At 64.2% G+C, this 15722-nt stretch carries 13 protein-coding genes; 11 read left to right on the top strand and 2 right to left on the bottom strand.

Features of this window, described 5'->3' with window-relative positions; genetic code table 11:
* The first annotated feature begins 143 nt into the window (after positions 1 to 143).
* Together DFO65_RS15045 and DFO65_RS15050 are read left to right on the top strand one after the other, a co-directional pair.
* Complete coding sequence (locus tag DFO65_RS15045; protein ID WP_113905271.1) at positions 144 to 917, top strand: IclR family transcriptional regulator; 774 nt, start codon at positions 144 to 146, stop codon at positions 915 to 917.
* A 90-nt stretch (positions 918 to 1007) separates the two neighbouring features.
* Positions 1008 to 3575 carry an ATP-dependent Clp protease ATP-binding subunit gene (locus DFO65_RS15050; RefSeq protein ID WP_113905272.1) on the top strand — a complete coding sequence of 856 codons (2568 nt, stop codon included), beginning with the start codon at positions 1008 to 1010 and terminating at the stop codon, positions 3573 to 3575.
* A 179-nt stretch (positions 3576 to 3754) separates the two neighbouring features.
* Here the strand turns inward: DFO65_RS15050 and DFO65_RS15055 are convergent, their stop codons facing one another.
* Together DFO65_RS15055 and DFO65_RS15060 are read right to left on the bottom strand one after the other, a co-directional pair.
* On the bottom strand, positions 3755 to 4027 hold the full coding sequence (locus DFO65_RS15055) for a DUF2277 domain-containing protein (RefSeq protein ID WP_113905273.1): 273 nt from the start codon (positions 4025 to 4027) through the stop codon (positions 3755 to 3757).
* Positions 4028 to 4084: 57 nt separating this feature from the next.
* Complete coding sequence (locus DFO65_RS15060; RefSeq protein WP_113905274.1) at positions 4085 to 4657, bottom strand: dihydrofolate reductase family protein; 573 nt, start codon at positions 4655 to 4657, stop codon at positions 4085 to 4087.
* A 140-nt stretch (positions 4658 to 4797) separates the two neighbouring features.
* Here DFO65_RS15060 and DFO65_RS15065 point away from each other — a divergent pair, with 140 nt between their 5' ends.
* The 9 genes from DFO65_RS15065 (at position 4798) to DFO65_RS15105 (ending at position 15614) form a co-directional block, all read left to right on the top strand.
* Positions 4798 to 6243, top strand: a complete 1446-nt coding sequence (locus DFO65_RS15065) for a type I restriction-modification system subunit M (protein ID WP_342766934.1) — start codon at positions 4798 to 4800, stop codon at positions 6241 to 6243.
* Positions 6240 to 7361: a restriction endonuclease subunit S gene (locus DFO65_RS15070; protein ID WP_113905276.1), complete on the top strand. Its 1122-nt coding sequence runs from the start codon at positions 6240 to 6242 to the stop codon at positions 7359 to 7361. The genes DFO65_RS15065 and DFO65_RS15070 overlap by 4 nt, the downstream gene beginning before the upstream one ends.
* Positions 7362 to 7369: 8 nt before the next feature.
* Complete coding sequence (locus DFO65_RS15075; RefSeq protein ID WP_113905277.1) at positions 7370 to 8296, top strand: restriction endonuclease; 927 nt, start codon at positions 7370 to 7372, stop codon at positions 8294 to 8296.
* Between the two features lie 53 nt (positions 8297 to 8349).
* Positions 8350 to 9375 carry a type IV toxin-antitoxin system AbiEi family antitoxin gene (locus DFO65_RS15080; RefSeq protein ID WP_113905278.1) on the top strand — a complete coding sequence of 342 codons (1026 nt, stop codon included), beginning with the start codon at positions 8350 to 8352 and terminating at the stop codon, positions 9373 to 9375.
* On the top strand, positions 9372 to 10073 hold the full coding sequence (locus tag DFO65_RS15085; protein WP_113905279.1) for a hypothetical protein: 702 nt from the start codon (positions 9372 to 9374) through the stop codon (positions 10071 to 10073). Before DFO65_RS15080 ends, DFO65_RS15085 begins: the two co-directional genes overlap by 4 nt.
* A 219-nt stretch (positions 10074 to 10292) precedes the next feature.
* A complete protein-coding gene (locus DFO65_RS15090; protein WP_113905280.1) occupies positions 10293 to 13697 on the top strand; it encodes a DEAD/DEAH box helicase family protein in 3405 nt (1134 codons plus the stop codon).
* Positions 13698 to 13864: 167 nt separating this feature from the next.
* Positions 13865 to 14434: a maleylpyruvate isomerase family mycothiol-dependent enzyme gene (locus DFO65_RS15095; protein WP_113905321.1), complete on the top strand. Its 570-nt coding sequence runs from the start codon at positions 13865 to 13867 to the stop codon at positions 14432 to 14434.
* Positions 14435 to 14566: 132 nt separating this feature from the next.
* The gene (locus DFO65_RS15100) at positions 14567 to 15322 is read left to right on the top strand and encodes an SDR family NAD(P)-dependent oxidoreductase (RefSeq protein ID WP_113905281.1); all 756 of its coding nucleotides are present in this window, start codon (positions 14567 to 14569) and stop codon (positions 15320 to 15322) included.
* A 103-nt stretch (positions 15323 to 15425) separates the two neighbouring features.
* Entirely contained in the window at positions 15426 to 15614 is a 189-nt protein-coding gene (locus DFO65_RS15105) for a hypothetical protein (RefSeq protein ID WP_113905282.1), read from the top strand.
* The last annotated feature ends 108 nt before the right edge of the window (positions 15615 to 15722 follow it).

The raw sequence follows: 15722 nt of genomic DNA on the forward strand, positions 1-15722 counted from the left end.
TGGGACTGGCATCGTCGGGACCTCGGGGGCGCTGGTCGAACGGACAGGGCCACCGACTGCTCACGTTAGTGACGCCCGACACGCCTCGCCATGGTGTTCTCATTCATTGGGAGCTACCCCGTTTCAGGGCTACGATTCGCTCTATGGCGAACTCTCCCTCCGGCGATTCGATGATCGACCGCCTCGTGCGGGTGCTCGCGGCGTTCGATCCCGACCACCCCAGCCTGACCACCGAGGAGCTGTCCGAGCGGGCCCGGCTGCCGAAGTCGACGGCCTATCGGCTCATCGGCGACATGATGCGCCACAATCTGCTCCAGCGGGACCCGGGCGGGAGGCTGCGCATCGGGGTCGGGATGTGGGAGCTGGCGAATCGGGCCTCGGACGCCGTCGACCTCGCCTCGGTGGCGCGCCCGCATATGATGGCCGTCCACGGCTTCGTCGGGGAGAACACCCAGCTGGGGATCCTCCGCGAGAGGGAGGTCCTCTTCATCGAGCGGATGTCGACGCCGACCGCGGTCATCCACCGCTCGAAGGTCGCCGGCCGGCTGCCGGCGCACGCGTCCTCCTGCGGGCTCGTCCTGCTCGCGCATGCGCCGAAGCACGTGCGCGAGGGGTATCTGCGCGGGGACCTGGCCTCCCTGACCCCGAACACGACGACCGACCCGGCCCGGCTGCGCCGCATGCTCGCGACGATCCGCACGCACCACTTCGCCGAGACCGTCGGGCACATCGACGAGGGCACGTCCGGCATCGCCGTGCCCGTGTTCGGGTCCGACGGGATGGCGATCGCGGCCCTCGGCGTGGTCGTCGACGCCGAGCACAACGTCGGGGTCCCGGCGATCATGTCGGCGCTGCGGACCGCCTCGGCGCGGATCACCCACGACCTCGCCGCGCAGGGGAAGGTCGTCGTCGACTGACGTCCCGGTCGTCGTCGATCGGCGGGAATAACTCCAACCTCAGCGTGGTTGATTGAGTCAGGTACACTCAACTTTCTAAGGAAGGGAACATTGGCTACTTTCTTCGGTCCTGCCGGTTCCGGTTCAGACTCGTTCGACGAGTTCCTCGCCCGCCTGCTCCAGGGGCAGACTGGCGCTCGTCAGGGTCGTCCGGTCAATCTCAACCGCCTGCTGAGCAAGCGCAGTCATGAGGTCATCGACCGCGCCGCCGTCTTCGCCAGGGAGCACGGTCAGTCCGAGGTCGACGCCCTCCACATCCTGCGCATCATGACCGAGTCGGATCCGGGCGCGGCGACGATCCGGCAGGCGGGCGCCGACCCCACGGCGATCGCCCGCGCGGTCGAGGAGCGCCTGCCCGCGGCGGCGGAGTCCGCCGCCGACGGAGCGGTGGCGCTGACCGGCTCGGCTCAGCGCGCGCTGCTCGACGCCCACCAGGTCGCGCGCGCCTTCGGCTCGACCTACATCGATCCCGAGCACATCTTCTTCGCATTCGTGCTCAACCAGGAGATGCCCGTCGGTCGCATCCTCGCCCAGGCCGGGGTCACCCAGGCCTCCCTGCAGGCCGGTGCCCAGGCCGCCGCCGAGGCGGGAGCCGGCCAGCCGACTCAGGGTGCGGAAAATCCGGGCTCGGAGGCTCAGGGGTCGCTGCTCGAGAAGTTCGGCACCGACCTCACCGCGCTGGCTGCCGAGGGGCGCCTCGACCCGGTGATCGGCCGCTCGCACGAGATCGAGCAGACCATCGAGATCCTCGCCCGCCGGACGAAGAACAACCCGGTGCTCATCGGCGAGGCGGGTGTCGGCAAGACCGCGATCGTCGAGGGGCTGGCCCAGGCCATCCACTCCGGCGACGTTCCCGCGCAGATCGCCGGAAAGCGCGTCATCTCCCTCGACCTGCCCGGGATGCTCGCAGGCACCCGCTATCGCGGTGACTTCGAGGAGCGGCTGACGGGGACTCTCGACGAGATCGCCGCCGACGGGAACACGATCGTCTTCGTCGACGAGCTCCACACGATGGTCGGCGCCGGTGGAGGCGGCGAGGCGAACTCCATGGACGCGGGCAACATCCTCAAGCCCCGGCTCGCTCGCGGCGAGCTGAGGCTCGTCGGGGCGACCACGCTCAAGGAGTATCGGACGATCGAGAAGGACTCGGCCCTCGAGCGTCGGTTCCAGCCGGTGATGGTCGGAGAGCCCGGCGTCGAGGACGCTGTGCGCATCCTCGACGGGCTCAAGGACCGCTACGCCGAGCATCACCACGTGACCTACACGCCCGAGGCCATCGAGGCCGCGGTCACCCTCTCCCACCGCTACATCACCGACCGGTTCCTTCCCGACAAGGCGATCGACCTCATCGACCAGGCCGGCGCCCGGCTCTCGCTGCGGCGCGGGCCTGTCGTCGACACCGCGGCGCTGCAAGCGAGGCTCGCCGAGCTGGAGGCGGAGAAGAACGCCGCCATCCAGGTCGAGAACTATGAGCGGGCCGGTCAGATCCGCGACGAGATCACCGAGGTCACCGAGCAGCTCGAGGCGGCGACGAAGTCCGATGTCGCGTCTGTGTCGTCCGGTTCCGCTGGTTCGGCCGGGGTCGTCGACGCCGAGCAGATCGCCCAGGTCGTCTCGCGCGCCACCGGCATTCCCGCGACCCGGATGACCCAGGACCAGAAGGCCCGGCTGGCGAACCTGGAGGAGGAGCTGCACACGCGGGTCATCGGCCAGGACGACGCCGTGACCGCGGTCGGGAAGGCCATCCGCCGCAGTCAGACCGGCATGGGCGACCCGAACCGGCCGATCGGCAGCTTCCTGTTCCTCGGCCCCACGGGTGTCGGCAAGACGGAGCTGGCCAAGGCCCTGGCCGCCACGCTCTTCGACGACGAGTCGGCGATGATCCGGTTCGACATGAGCGAGTTCGGCGAGCGCCACACCGTCTCGCGGCTGGTCGGTGCGCCTCCCGGCTACGTCGGCTACGACGAGGCGGGTCAGCTCACCGAGCAGGTGCGCCGGCGTCCGTACTCGGTGATCCTCCTCGACGAGGTGGAGAAGGCCCATCCGGATGCCTTCAACCTGCTGCTCCAGGTCCTCGACGACGGTCGGCTCACCGATGGTCAGGGGCACACCGTGGACTTCCGCAACACGGTCGTCATCATGACGAGCAACCTGGGATCGGAGTTCATGTCCGGCAGCGCTCCGCTCGGGTTCGCCTCGGCGGATGCGACCGTGACCGACAAGGACCTGCGGGCCAAGGTCATGGGCCGGCTCAAGGAGGTCATGCGTCCGGAGTTCCTCAACCGGATCGACGACACCGTGATGTTCTCCCGGCTCGACCGTGAGCAGCTGCGCGTCATCGTGGGCCTGCAGCTCGAACGCTCCCGTGAGCGCCTGGCGGCTCAGGGCATCCGGCTCGAGGTCTCGGATGCGGCTCTCGACTGGCTGGCCGAGGCCGGTCACGAACCGGAGTACGGCGCCCGCCCCCTGCGTCGGGTGATCCAGCGCGAGATCGACGACCGGGTGGCCGACCTCCTCGTCACCGAGGCGGTGGCCGAGGGCGGAACCGTCGCCGTGACCGTCGCCGAGAATCGGCTCAGCGTCACGGCCGAGGCGGGACGCGAATCGGTGGCCGCCTGAGCACGCCGACCACATGAGCGCTCAGACCGTTCGGGCACTCAGCCCTCATGAGCGCAGAGCCCGGATGAACACCCGTGCTGGGTGAGCGCGGAACCAGGGCGGATCACCGCAGAGCCCGGATCGGAGCGACAGCCTCCGATCCGGGCTCTCCCGTGCCATCGCTCGTGTCTGCCGTGGGCTCACCCGTAGCGATCGGAGGCAAGCGCCTTCGCCCGTCTCTTCTCCGCCTCCTCCTCACGGTTCTTCGGCGGGGCGTTCGTCACGAGCGAGTCGAGCAGGTGCGCGGTGGCGTGGGCGACCTCCTCGACGGCACGGTCGAACGCCGCTTCATTGGCCTTGGACGGTTTCGTCGTGCCCGCAATCTTGCGCACGTACTGCAGCGCCGCCGCGTGAACTTCCTCGGTCGTGGCAGCCGGTGCGAAGTTATGCAGGGTCCTGATGTTTCTGCACATGCTGCAACGGTACGCCGCAGAGCTGACACGGGCCAGGGGTCCGAGCGGACCTGCGCCTCACTCGGAGGATCGCCCCTTCGGCCGGTAGGTGCGGGCGAAGCTGCGGCGGTTCGCCTCGTCGATCTCCTTGAGCTCCCAGTCGACGCGCCGCCCACCCGGCACATCGAAGATCCTCGTCCCGTCGCCGAGGAAGACGGGGGCGACGAAGACCTGGAGCTCGTCGATGAGATCGTGGTCGAGCGCCTGGCGGGCGATGTCGGCGCTGATGATCTGGATGTCACGGTCGCCCGCGATCTCCTGGGCCCGGTCGATCGCCTCGACGACGGAGCAGTTGAGGGCGACGACGGTCGGGTCGTCGGCGAGCTCCTCCGGGCGGTGCGTGAGGACGAACTCCGTCCCCGACCACGCCCCGCCATAGGCCTCGGAGGTGAGGTCGTCGCGGATTTCGGCCTGCGCTTTCGCGGCGTCATAGCCGGCCCGCCCGCTGATGATGACGGCGACCTCCGACGCCAGGTCCTCCGTCGTGCCCTCGGCCATCGGCTCCGCGGCCGAGAGCCACGACATGTCATGGCCGGGTCCGGTGATGAATCCGTCGATCGAGCACGTGAATCCCCAGGCGACCTTGCCCATCGCTCCCCCTCGAACATGTGATTGCACGCTGAAACTGCTCAACTCAGTCAAGCACTGCCCCGTCATGGGTTCAAGAGTCCGCCCCCGGTCGTCTCGAGTCCGTGGCCTTGGATATGCTCGGGATCGTGATTACGGGAGATGTGAAAAACAAGGTTGACCAGATCTGGAACGCGTTCTGGTCGGGAGGGATTTCCAACCCGCTCGAGGTGATCGAGCAGATCACCTATCTACTGTTCATCCGGCGGCTCGACGAGATCGAGACCCGGAAGGAACAAGAGGCCGAATTCACCGGCGAGTCCGTCGAGAACCCGACTTTCGGACCCGGCCAGCAGGACTTCCGGTGGAATCGTCTGAAGAATCTTGACGCCGAGGTGGCCTACGAGGTGGTCTCCGGGGGCGTCTTCCCATTCCTGCGCAACCTGGGAGGCGATGGCTCGACGTACGGCGACCACATGCGCGATGCGCGGTTCACGATCCCGAGTCCGCACTTGCTCTCGAAGGTCATCGACCTGCTCAGCGACATCCCGATGGATAATCGCGACACGAACGGGGACCTCTACGAGTACCTGCTGTCGAAGATCGCGAGCTCCGGGACGAACGGGCAGTTCCGCACTCCTCGTCACATCATCGAGACCATGGTGGCGATGACCGCGCCGCGACCTGACGACGAGATCTGCGATCCGGCGTGCGGCACTGCCGGCTTCCTCGTCGCAGCGCAGGATCACCTGCGCTCCACCCATCCTGAGGTGTTCACCAACAAGGAGCAGAGGCACTTCTTCCACAACAGTATGTTCCATGGCTACGACTTCGATTCGACGATGCTGCGCATCGGATCGATGAACATGCTGCTCCATGGAGTCGAGCAGCCGGACATCCGCTACCGCGACTCCCTTTCCGAGGGTGCGAGTGGCGAGGCGGAGAGGTTCAGCCTCATCCTTGCCAATCCCCCGTTCGCCGGGTCCCTTGACTACGAAGCGACGTCGAAGGACCTGCAGCGCGTGGTCAAGACGAAGAAGACCGAGCTGCTGTTCTTGGCGCTGTTTCTCAAACTCCTGCGCACTGGCGGTCGCGCAGCCGTCATCGTCCCCGATGGTGTGCTCTTCGGGTCGACGAAGGCGCACAAGGAGCTGCGTCGCATCCTCGTCGAGGATCAGAAGCTCGAAGCCGTCGTCAAACTGCCCAGCGGTGTGTTCAAGCCCTATGCAGGGGTGTCGACGGCAATCCTGTTCTTCACGAAGACGATGTCCGGCGGCACTGACGAGGTGTGGTTCTACGACGTCCAGGCCGACGGGTTCAGCCTCGATGACAAGCGGGCGCCCATCGAGGCGAACGATCTTCCGGATGTCATCGAGCGGTGGGCCGAACGCGACGGTGCCGAACGCGAACGAGCCCGGACCGAGAAGTCGTTCACGGTCCCCAAGGCGGAAATCGCCGAGCATGGCTACGACCTCTCGATCAATCGCTACAAGGAAATCGAGTACGAGGAGGTTGAACATCGAGCACCGCTCGACATCATCGCCGACATCGAGAAGCTCGATGCTGAAATCGCTGCGGACCTGGCCGAGCTGAAGGCGATGCTGTCATGAAAATGGTTCCGTTGGGTGAGGTTGCATCGATCGATACTGCGCTCATCAAGCCCACCGAGATTTCAGGCGACACCTATTATTTAGGCCTTGAACATATAGAGAAAAGCAGCCGACGGATAACACCCTCAACATCCGGAAAAGCTGGCATCACTAGCACCAAACATAAGTTCAACCGAAACCAGATCCTCTATGGAAAACTTCGACCCAATCTAGCTAAAATCGCCACACCAGACTTTGACGGAGTATGCAGCACAGACATACTGCCCATCACGCCAAGTGGTCTCGTTGACCGCGCGTACCTTTACTACTTCCTATCGTGGTCACCGACGGTGTCGAAAGTAGCTTCCAAGGCCACTGGTGCGAATCTTCCGCGCATCAAGCCAAGCGCACTAGCGGAAGTGCGGATCCCTCTCCCTCCTGTCGACGAGCAACGCCGAATCGCCGAAATCCTCGACAAGGCAGACGCCATCCGCCAGAAGCGCCGCCAAACAATTGCTCACCTTACTTCACTCCACCAGTCAATTTTTCACGACATGTTCGCGGGGTTCAATGAATACGAACAGCTTGGAAACCTATTTTCGGTCAGCTCCGGTTCGACCCCAGACAGAAGAGATCCAAGCTTTTTTGGAGGCTCAATCCCTTGGGTAAAGACCGGAGAAGTGGATGGACGGATTCTCGACACAGAGGAAAAAGTCACGCAAAGCGGTCGGGAATCCGCGGGATTAAAGTTGCACCCTGCCGGATCGCTAATCATAGCAATGTACGGTCAGGGGAAGACTCGTGGGCGAGCAGCCATTCTCGGAATACCGGCTACCACCAATCAGGCTTGCGCTGTACTTCCTCCCAGCAGTGAGATAAACTCTCAGTTCGTTCTCACTCAACTCCGGATAGGATACGAGCGCCTTCGATCATCAGCGCGCGGCGGAAATCAAGCGAATCTGAATTTGAATTTAATTAGATCGTTCACCATCAAGATCGCTCCACTCAATCTGCAGGATGAGTTTGAAACTCGATCCTCACTCGTTGAAGGTCAAATCGATATGGCAAGAGCAGCTTATCTGCAGAGCGACCACCTGTTCGCATCCCTCCAGTCCCGAGCCTTCCGGGGTGAACTGTGACAACCCAAATGCCGGCGTGGACAGGGTTCCTGACGCCTATACTCCAGGTGCTCGAGGAGGGACGCACCTATAGCCGAAGCGAAATCTTCTCGCTCGTCGCCGATCACACTGGTCTCACTGCGGACCAAATGGCAGAGCGGATCAGCTCAGGCGGCGAGACGTACAAAAACCGCATCGGCTGGGCGATCTCCTACCTCAGCCGAATCAATGCCCTTGACCGCCCGACGCGGGGAAACTATTCGATCACGGATGGAGGGCAGAAACTCAAACGCATTATTCCGACCATCCATACCGAGGTCGAAGTGAATAACCTCATCAAGTCCGGAAAGGCGCACGGACTTGTCCCCTACACGCCGACAGTTGCCCCAGTCGAGCAGAGTGCCGAAGTTGAATCAGCGGCGGACCACACAGAGGTCACGCTCGATCCGATCGAGCAGATTCAGAACGGCGTGGACAGGATCCACAATGCCGTCGCCGAAGAGATTCTGCAACGGTTGCACCAGAACGAACCTGCGTTCTTCGAGCAAACAGTAGTCGACCTCGTCGTCGCTATGGGTTATGCCGGAGCAGACGGAGCGGCAGCTCGCACACAACTGAGCAACGATGGCGGAATCGACGGAGTAGTCGACCAGGACGTGCTGGGTCTCAACCGCGTCTACATCCAAGCCAAACGTAATGCCCTCGATTCCACCGTCGGCCGCCCTGATATCCAGGCCTTTGTCGGTGCGCTCCACGGCGTCCAAGCAGACCGCGGCGTGTTCATCACCACGGCCAAGTACAGCCCGGCCGCACGCCAATACGCCGAGTCAGTGAATACTCGCGTCATCCTCATCGATGGAACTCGTCTGGCCAGCTTGATGATCAGGTACGGCGTCGGCGTCCAAGTCAGCCGCACTGTCGAGATCGTCAAGATCGACGAGGACTACTTCGAGTAGCTGCGCCCTCGATAAATGTTCAAAAATTGACCGTGTTCAAGTATCCTGAACGCATGGCAAACGTTGAACACGCGAACAACGCGGTGCGCGCAGTCATCAATCAGGCACTGTCCCGCCTCGCCGACCTCAACGTGCGGGCCGAGTGGACAGACGGTGACAACATCTACGGGCACGCCGTATCTGGAACCCTCACCGTCGACACAGGAGACTCACGCTTCGATTTTCCTGCGATCACGAGCCCGAAGATCTCCCCTGCCGACCTCTCTCTGCTCCCTCACGATCCGCAAACCATCCTCCTCACTGACCGGGTGACTCCCGCCCGTGCGCAAGAACTCCACCAACGCGGCTGGGGCGGGTACGCCGACTCAGCAGGAAATGCTTCCCTGCGAAGCGATGGCCTCGTCATCGAGATGACGGGCAAACGCGGTCCCGAGGCGAACAGACCTGCAAGTTCTGCCGCTCCCTTCACCAAGACCGGTCTTCCGGTGACTTTCACTCTTCTCGTCGCACACGACTTCTACGGTCACACGCCCTCCCAACGTTCTTTGGCAATGAGCTCAGGAGCTTCGGTCGGAACAGTCAACCGTGTCATTCGCGCGCTGCGGGAACGGGTCCCGCCGATACTGGATGAAGAGGGCAATGAGTTTCTGCGGCTCTCCGCGCTGGAAGATGAGTGGATTTCCGCCTATTCGGCGATGCAACCCAGTGCGTGGCCCGAGGAACGATTCACCAGCGATGTCTGGAAGAATCCCTCGGACGTGCTCGATGCAGTGCTCCCACCAGGAGCCCTGCTTGGATCCGAGATCGCAGCCGCCCGTCTCGGCGCCCCGATCCGACCCGCCTCGGCGCTCATTCACTTCGACGGCGACGCCCACCAGTGGAAGGCGCTTACCCGTCAGGGCCGCCTCCGACGGGCGGAAGACGGTTGGATCCGGATTCGACCGGCATTGTGGAAGACACTGCCGGTGCCACCGAAGAACGGAACCGCACCCAAGCTGCTCATACGAGCAGATCTCCTGCTCGAGAACGACCCCCGGCTTGACGAGATCCGAACCCAGTACTTCGGCGCTGACCGATGATCGATTTGACCGGCCGGACAGACATCGCCGTCCCTGAGGAGGTGCTCGCCGAGCTGGTGACTGCCTGCAGCTCGCTCGACCTCGATCTTCTTGTCGTCGGTGCGGCGGCCCGCGACCTCGTCATCCATGCTCTCCAGGAAAGTGACCCCGTCCGGGCAACCAAGGATGTCGACATCGCCGTCGCCGTTCGCGACTATGAGCAATTCACAGCGCTCGCACACCGCCTCGATCGCACTCGTCGAAAGGGCCGCCCACTGCACAAATTCACGGTGCTCGGTGTTGAGGTCGATGTCGTTCCATTCGGTGGAATCGAGAGAGACCGCGGAGTCCTGTTCGCAGACGACCATCTCCTCGATGTGACCGGCATTCAAGAGGCATATGCGACGTCCGTGACCGTGAGGATGCCTCAAGGAACTGAGATCCGCGCTGCAGCCGCCCCTGCTCAGACAGCACTGAAGATTCTCGCCTGGAGGGATCGCCATCAGGCTAACCCCAAGGACGGGCTGGACCTCGGGGTTATCCTCGAAGCCCTTTCCGAAGATCCATTCGACGATGAGGTGTGGGAAGACGATGAGGCACTCGACGCGACAGGTGCCGATATCGTTGCAGCCGCAAGCTACCACTACGCACGAATCGCTGCCGAGGCGTTCACACCCGCCGATGGCCAGGCGGTCCTCAACAGCGACAGCTTCTGGTGAGCCATATGCGCAGTGCTTACGCCTCCGAAATGATCGATTCCTATGCCGATGGATTCGCGGCCGGACTGTCGCATTCGAACGCCAGAACCGATTCCGCTCCCCCGTGAACTGCTCGACCAGAGGTTCCCGCCAGCCACTCGCCCATGTCAGCCCCACCTGGCAAGATGGTCCTCGACACTACAGACAGCATGACCGGTCCGCCGCCGCAAGGAAGTGACGATGTCGAACTTCGGGTTCATCCAGGCCGAATGGCCGACGATCTTCGCCGATTGCGCACGCGCCGAATCCTATGTCTTCTCCGATCCCCGCTCGGCCTGCATCTACTCCCGCCGCGGCATCGAACGGCTCGTCCTCCACCTCTACGAAGTCCTCGACATCCCGGTCCCCTACCGCGACGACCTGGCCGCCCGGATCAACGATGCCAAGTTCAAAGCCGTCACCGGACTCGGCATCCACCAGAAGCTCACCTTCCTCCGCAAGATCGGCAACAACGCGGTCCACAACGACTCGCCGGTGCCCGTCGATGCCGCCGTCAAAGCACTGAGTGAGCTCTACCTCGTCCTCATCTGGGCGGCCTTCCACCATTCGCGCGTCCCCGATGACGTCCCCGCGGGGACGCAATTCGATCCCACCCTGGCCCGCCGGGCCGCTCCCCTCAGCCGCGCCGAGGTGTCCAAGCTCGCCGAGAAGTTCGCTCGGCAGGATGAGGAGCTCGCCGCTGCCCGGAAGCGACTGGCTGAAGTCACTGCCGAGGTCTCGACGCAGCTCGCCGACAAGGACGCCGAGATCGCCGAACTCAAACGGCAGATCCAGGAGGCCCAGAGCCGCAAGCAGTCCACCCTGGATTCCCAGGACTGGAAGGAGGACCGTACCCGCCTCGAACTCATCGACCAGGATCTCGAAGCCGCCGGCTGGGACCTCGACGCACCCAATGTCCGCGAGTACCGCATCTCCGGTCTCAACACCCCCTCAGGTGTCGGGTACGCCGACTACGTCCTCTGGGGTGCCGACGGCAAACCGGTGGCCGTGCTCGAAGCCAAACGCACCTCGGCGAGCGTCGAGAAGGGACGGGACCAGGCCGAGCGCTACGCCGACGGCTTGGAGAAGCGCTTCGGTCGCCGACCCGTCATCTTCTACTCCAACGGCGACGAACACCACATCTGGGACGATGCCGCCGGTTACCCGCCCCGCGTCGTCAAGGGGTTCTACACCCGGGACGAACTCGAGCTGCTCGTCCAACGCCGCACCACGCGTGCCCGTCTCGACGGGCAGCCGGTCAACCCCGCGGTCGTCAACCGGGGATATCAGAAGCAGGTGATCGCCCAGGTCGGAGCCGCGTTCGATGCCAAGCAACGCGAGGCTCTGCTCGTCATGGCCACCGGTTCGGGGAAGACGAGAACGGCCATCGCCCTCGTCGATCAGCTGATGAAGGCGAACTGGGTGAAGCGGGTCCTGTTCCTCGCCGATCGCAGGGCTCTCGTCAGCCAGGCCACCGGCGAGTTCACCGCCCACCTTCCGCATGTGACCACGGTCAACCTTCTCGAGGACAGCAAGAAGGAACGCGCCGCCGGCCGGATCTTCACCTCGACGTACCCGACGATGATGGGACTCATCGACAACGGGGACGACACGATGTTCGGTCCCGGCTACTTCGACCTCGTCATCATCGACGAAGCCCACCGCAGCGTCTATCAGAAGTACCGCGCGATCTTCGACTGGTTCGACTCCCTGCTGCTCGGCCTCACCGCCACACCGAAGGATGAGATCGACAAGAACACCTTCAGCCTCTTCAACATCGAGGACGGAGTCCCGACCGGCGCTTACACCCTCGAGGACGCCATCGAGGACGGATATCTCGTTCCCCCGCGCGAGTTCAACCTCGGCACGAAGTTCCTCGACGAGGGCATCCACTACGACGAGCTCGACGAGGAGGAACGCTCGAACTGGGACGCTCTGGAATGGGAGGACGGAGAGATCCCCGACAGTGTCCACTCGGCGGCACTCAACACCTACCTCTTCAACACGAGCACCGTCGACCTCGTCCTCGAGAAGCTCATGACCGACGGCCTCAAGGTCGAAAGCGGCGACAAGCTGGGCAAATCGATCATCTTCGCCCAGAACCAGAAGCATGCCGAATTCATCCAGGAGCGCTTCGACATCAATTACCCGTCGTTCGGCGGGAAGTTCGCCCGCATCATCACCCACCAGACGGACAGCTCGCAGGACCTCATCGAGAAGTTCAAGGACCCGCAGGGGAACCCCCAGATTGCGATCTCCGTCGACATGCTCGACACCGGCATCGACGTGCCCGAGATCGTCAACCTCGTCCTCTTCAAGAAAGTCCGCTCGAAGTCGAAGTTCTGGCAGATGATCGGCCGGGGAACGCGCCTGCGCGAGGACCTCTTCGGTCCCGGCAAGCACAAGAGCGAGTTCTACGTCTTCGACTTCTGTGGGAACTTCGAGTACTTCAATCAGCATTTCGACAAGGCCGAACCGCGCCAGCCCCGGCCCCTCAATCACCGCATCGTCGCCGCACGAGCAGACCTGCTCGCAGCCCTGACCGGCAAAGAGGACCTCGCGGAGATCCGACGCGGACTGGCCGGTGAGCTCGCCCGCTTCGTCAGCGGAGTCCCCGCCGGCAGTTTCACCGTCCGCCCGCATCGGCGGTGGGTGAGCGACTTCCGGACGGCCAAGTCCTGGACGACAGCGGACCCTACCGCGATCGCCGAGGCGGTCGACCACCTCGGCGCGCTACCCTCAGCCGCGATCGATGCGGTGGAAGAGGCGAAGCGTTTCGACCTGCTCATCCTCTCCTGCCAGCTCGCCGCCCTTGACGGTGTGTACCTCACCCGCGAGGCCCGCACCGTGCAGGCTGTCGCCGAGGCGCTGCTGACCAAGCAGAACATCCCGATGGTGCGCGAGCAGGTCGCCCTGCTCGAGGAGATCACGAACGACGACTGGTGGCAGGACGTCACCCTTCCGATGCTCGAGGACGCCCGACTTCGCCTGCGCTCACTGGCCCGACTGGCCAAGGGCCGGAAGCAGAACCCCATCTACTCCGATTTCGTCGACGAACTCCGTGAAAGCGAACCCTCCCGCCTGCCGGCGCAGGCTCCCGGTCTCAATCTCGACCGTCTGCGCGATCGTGCCAGGGCGCACCTGCGAGCGCATGCCGACCACCTCGCTGTGCAGAAGCTCGTTCGCAATCAGCAGCTGACGGACGCCGATATCGACGCCCTCAAGGGAATCCTCGTGGCCGGGGGCGTCGGCGATGACGAGACCATCGACGAGGCCGCCCGCACCGCCGACGGCTTGGGGCTCTTCCTCCGCTCGCTGGTCGGACTCGACCGCCAGGCAGCGCTCGAGCTGTTCGGTGAGTACCTCGACGAATCCCGGTTCTCCGCCGTGCAGATCGCCTTCGTCCAGCAGATCATCGACGAGCTGTCGACCAACGGCATCGTAGAACGAAAACGACTGTTCCAGGAGCCCTACACCGACATCTACTCCGGAAACGTCCTCGAGCTGTTCCCCGGCGGGGCGCTGGCGACGATCGGAGCGCGGCTGGACGAGGTCAAGGAGCGCGCGATTCCGGTGGAAGGGCTGAGCGAGCAGTCAGCGGGGTGACCGACCCAGAGGGTCTCACTGCCGTTGTCACGCTTGATGGCCATCACCGTGGTCGACAAACTCGTTGTCGAGGAGTTGAATCAGATCACACCGGGAACGGGGACCACACCGAGGTGGCCCGCGTCGACGGCGAGAAGCGGATCGACCATGAGAAGGGCAGCAGAAGAATGAGCGACTCACTGAACGCGTGCACACCGTCCGAACGACACCGCATCGTCGCCGTCGGCTTCGCCGACGAGATCGCGGCGACGACCGACTGGTCGGCCCAGACCCCCGTGCCCGAGTGGACTGCACGCGATGTCGTCGCCCATCTCATCGACTGGTTCCCGCCGTTCCTGCAGGCAGGCGGGATCGCACTGCCGTCCGTTTCCACGGACGGGGACCTCGGGGCGGCGTGGGACCAGCGCACCACTGCCGTGCAGTCGCTTCTCGACGACGGCGACTCCGACCGGGACTTCACCCACCCTCAGCTCGGCACACTTCCGCTGTCAGCAGCCGTCGACCGGTTCTACACCGCCGACATCTTCATGCACACCTGGGACCTCGCCCAGGCCGGCGGCCGGATCCCCGACCTCGACCCCGAATACGCCGCCAACCTTCTTGACGGACTGCGCTCGATGGAGGAGATGATCCGGCAGTCGGGCCAGTTCGGGACCGCACGGCCGGTGCCCGGCGATGCAGGACCCGTCGTCTCCCTCATGGCGTTCATCGGTCGCGACCCCGAGTTCGCTTCCTGATCCATCGCCGCGTTTTCCGGTGCGGCACGGGAACCGTGATCGACGGAACGGAATCTCTGACCGCCACCCTGTGTTGTTCCAGTGAGAGCCTCGGACTTCGGACTCTTCACTCGAATGAGGAAGGCAATCGACATGGCAGATTTCACCGGCAAGGTCGCACTCGTCACCGGCGGAGGCTCGGGCCTCGGCGCGGCGATCAGCAGTCAGCTCGCCGCAGAGGGCGCGAAGGTCGTCGTCACGGACATCAACCTCGACGCGGCCGAGAACACGGTCAGGACCATCACCGAGTCCGGAGGCACCGCGTCGGCGATCCAACAGGACACGAGCGTCAAGGAGGACTCCGCGAAGGCCGTCCGGTTCGCGGTCGACACCTATGGGGCGCTCCACCTCGCCGTCAACAACGCCGGCATCGGCGGACCCCAGGCGCCGGCCGGCGAAACCGACCTCGAGGCCTGGGACAAGGTCATCGACATCAACCTCAACGGCGTCCTCTACGGCATGCGACACCAGATCCCGGCCATGCTCGAGGCCGGCGCCGAGGACAGCGCGATCGTCAACATGGCGTCCATCCACGGGACGGTCGCAGCGATCGGCAACGGCGCCTACACCGCCGCCAAGCACGGCGTCGTCGGCATCACGAAGAACGCCGCCGCCGAGTACGGTCCACAGGGGCTGCGCATCAACGCCGTCGGCCCCGGCTACATCAGCACTCCCCTGCTCGAGAACCTCCCGGCCGACGCCCTCGACGCACTCAAGGACAAGCACCCGCTCGGACGGCTGGGCACCGCCGAGGAGGTCGCCCACCTGGTGAGCTTCCTGCTCTCCCCGCAGGCCTCGTTCATCACCGGCGGCTACTACCTCATCGACGGCGGCTACACCGCGGTGTGAGTCCGCACTTCGACCCTCGCGACCGCACGCTCGCACCCGGGGGCCAGCGTGCGGCACGGGGCGGTCATTGCCCCGCGAAACCGTCGGTGCCTACGATGGGGTCATGAACACGAGCACGATATGGAGCATCGTCGGCGCAGTCATCGCCGTCATCGTCGCCCTGTGGCTGGTGAATGTCGTGCTGTCCGTGACGTGGTTCCTCGCCAAGCTCGCGATCGTGGCCGTGGTCGCCGTGGTCATCTACGGAATCATCAAGGCCGCTTTCACGTCGAAGGACCGAACCGGAAAGTGACTCCCGGCCGATGAGCACGACGGACCGGTTCCCGGTCCGGTCACCACGGACCCGCACCTGGTCCGGTCGGCCGGCGCCGACTACGCTCGACTGACGGTCGCCACTGAT

The sequence above is a fragment of the Brevibacterium sanguinis genome (assembly GCF_003315415.1).
GTDB classification, from domain to species: Bacteria; Actinomycetota; Actinomycetes; order Actinomycetales; family Brevibacteriaceae; genus Brevibacterium; species Brevibacterium celere_A.

Excerpts from the sequence above, each read along its gene's own strand:
- DFO65_RS15045 (WP_113905271.1), top strand. The coding sequence starts at position 144 with ATGGCGAACTCTCCCTCCGGCGATTCGATGATCGACCGCCTCGTGCGG.
- DFO65_RS15055 (WP_113905273.1), bottom strand. The coding sequence starts at position 4,027 with ATGTGCAGAAACATCAGGACCCTGCATAACTTCGCACCGGCTGCCACG.
- DFO65_RS15105 (WP_113905282.1), top strand. The coding sequence starts at position 15,426 with ATGAACACGAGCACGATATGGAGCATCGTCGGCGCAGTCATCGCCGTC.
- DFO65_RS15095 (WP_113905321.1), top strand. The coding sequence starts at position 13,865 with ATGAGCGACTCACTGAACGCGTGCACACCGTCCGAACGACACCGCATC.
- DFO65_RS15100 (WP_113905281.1), top strand. The coding sequence starts at position 14,567 with ATGGCAGATTTCACCGGCAAGGTCGCACTCGTCACCGGCGGAGGCTCG.
- DFO65_RS15060 (WP_113905274.1), bottom strand. The coding sequence starts at position 4,657 with ATGGGCAAGGTCGCCTGGGGATTCACGTGCTCGATCGACGGATTCATC.
- DFO65_RS15090 (WP_113905280.1), top strand. The coding sequence starts at position 10,293 with ATGTCGAACTTCGGGTTCATCCAGGCCGAATGGCCGACGATCTTCGCC.
- DFO65_RS15085 (WP_113905279.1), top strand. The coding sequence starts at position 9,372 with ATGATCGATTTGACCGGCCGGACAGACATCGCCGTCCCTGAGGAGGTG.
- DFO65_RS15075 (WP_113905277.1), top strand. The coding sequence starts at position 7,370 with ATGCCGGCGTGGACAGGGTTCCTGACGCCTATACTCCAGGTGCTCGAG.
- DFO65_RS15070 (WP_113905276.1), top strand. The coding sequence starts at position 6,240 with ATGAAAATGGTTCCGTTGGGTGAGGTTGCATCGATCGATACTGCGCTC.
- DFO65_RS15080 (WP_113905278.1), top strand. The coding sequence starts at position 8,350 with ATGGCAAACGTTGAACACGCGAACAACGCGGTGCGCGCAGTCATCAAT.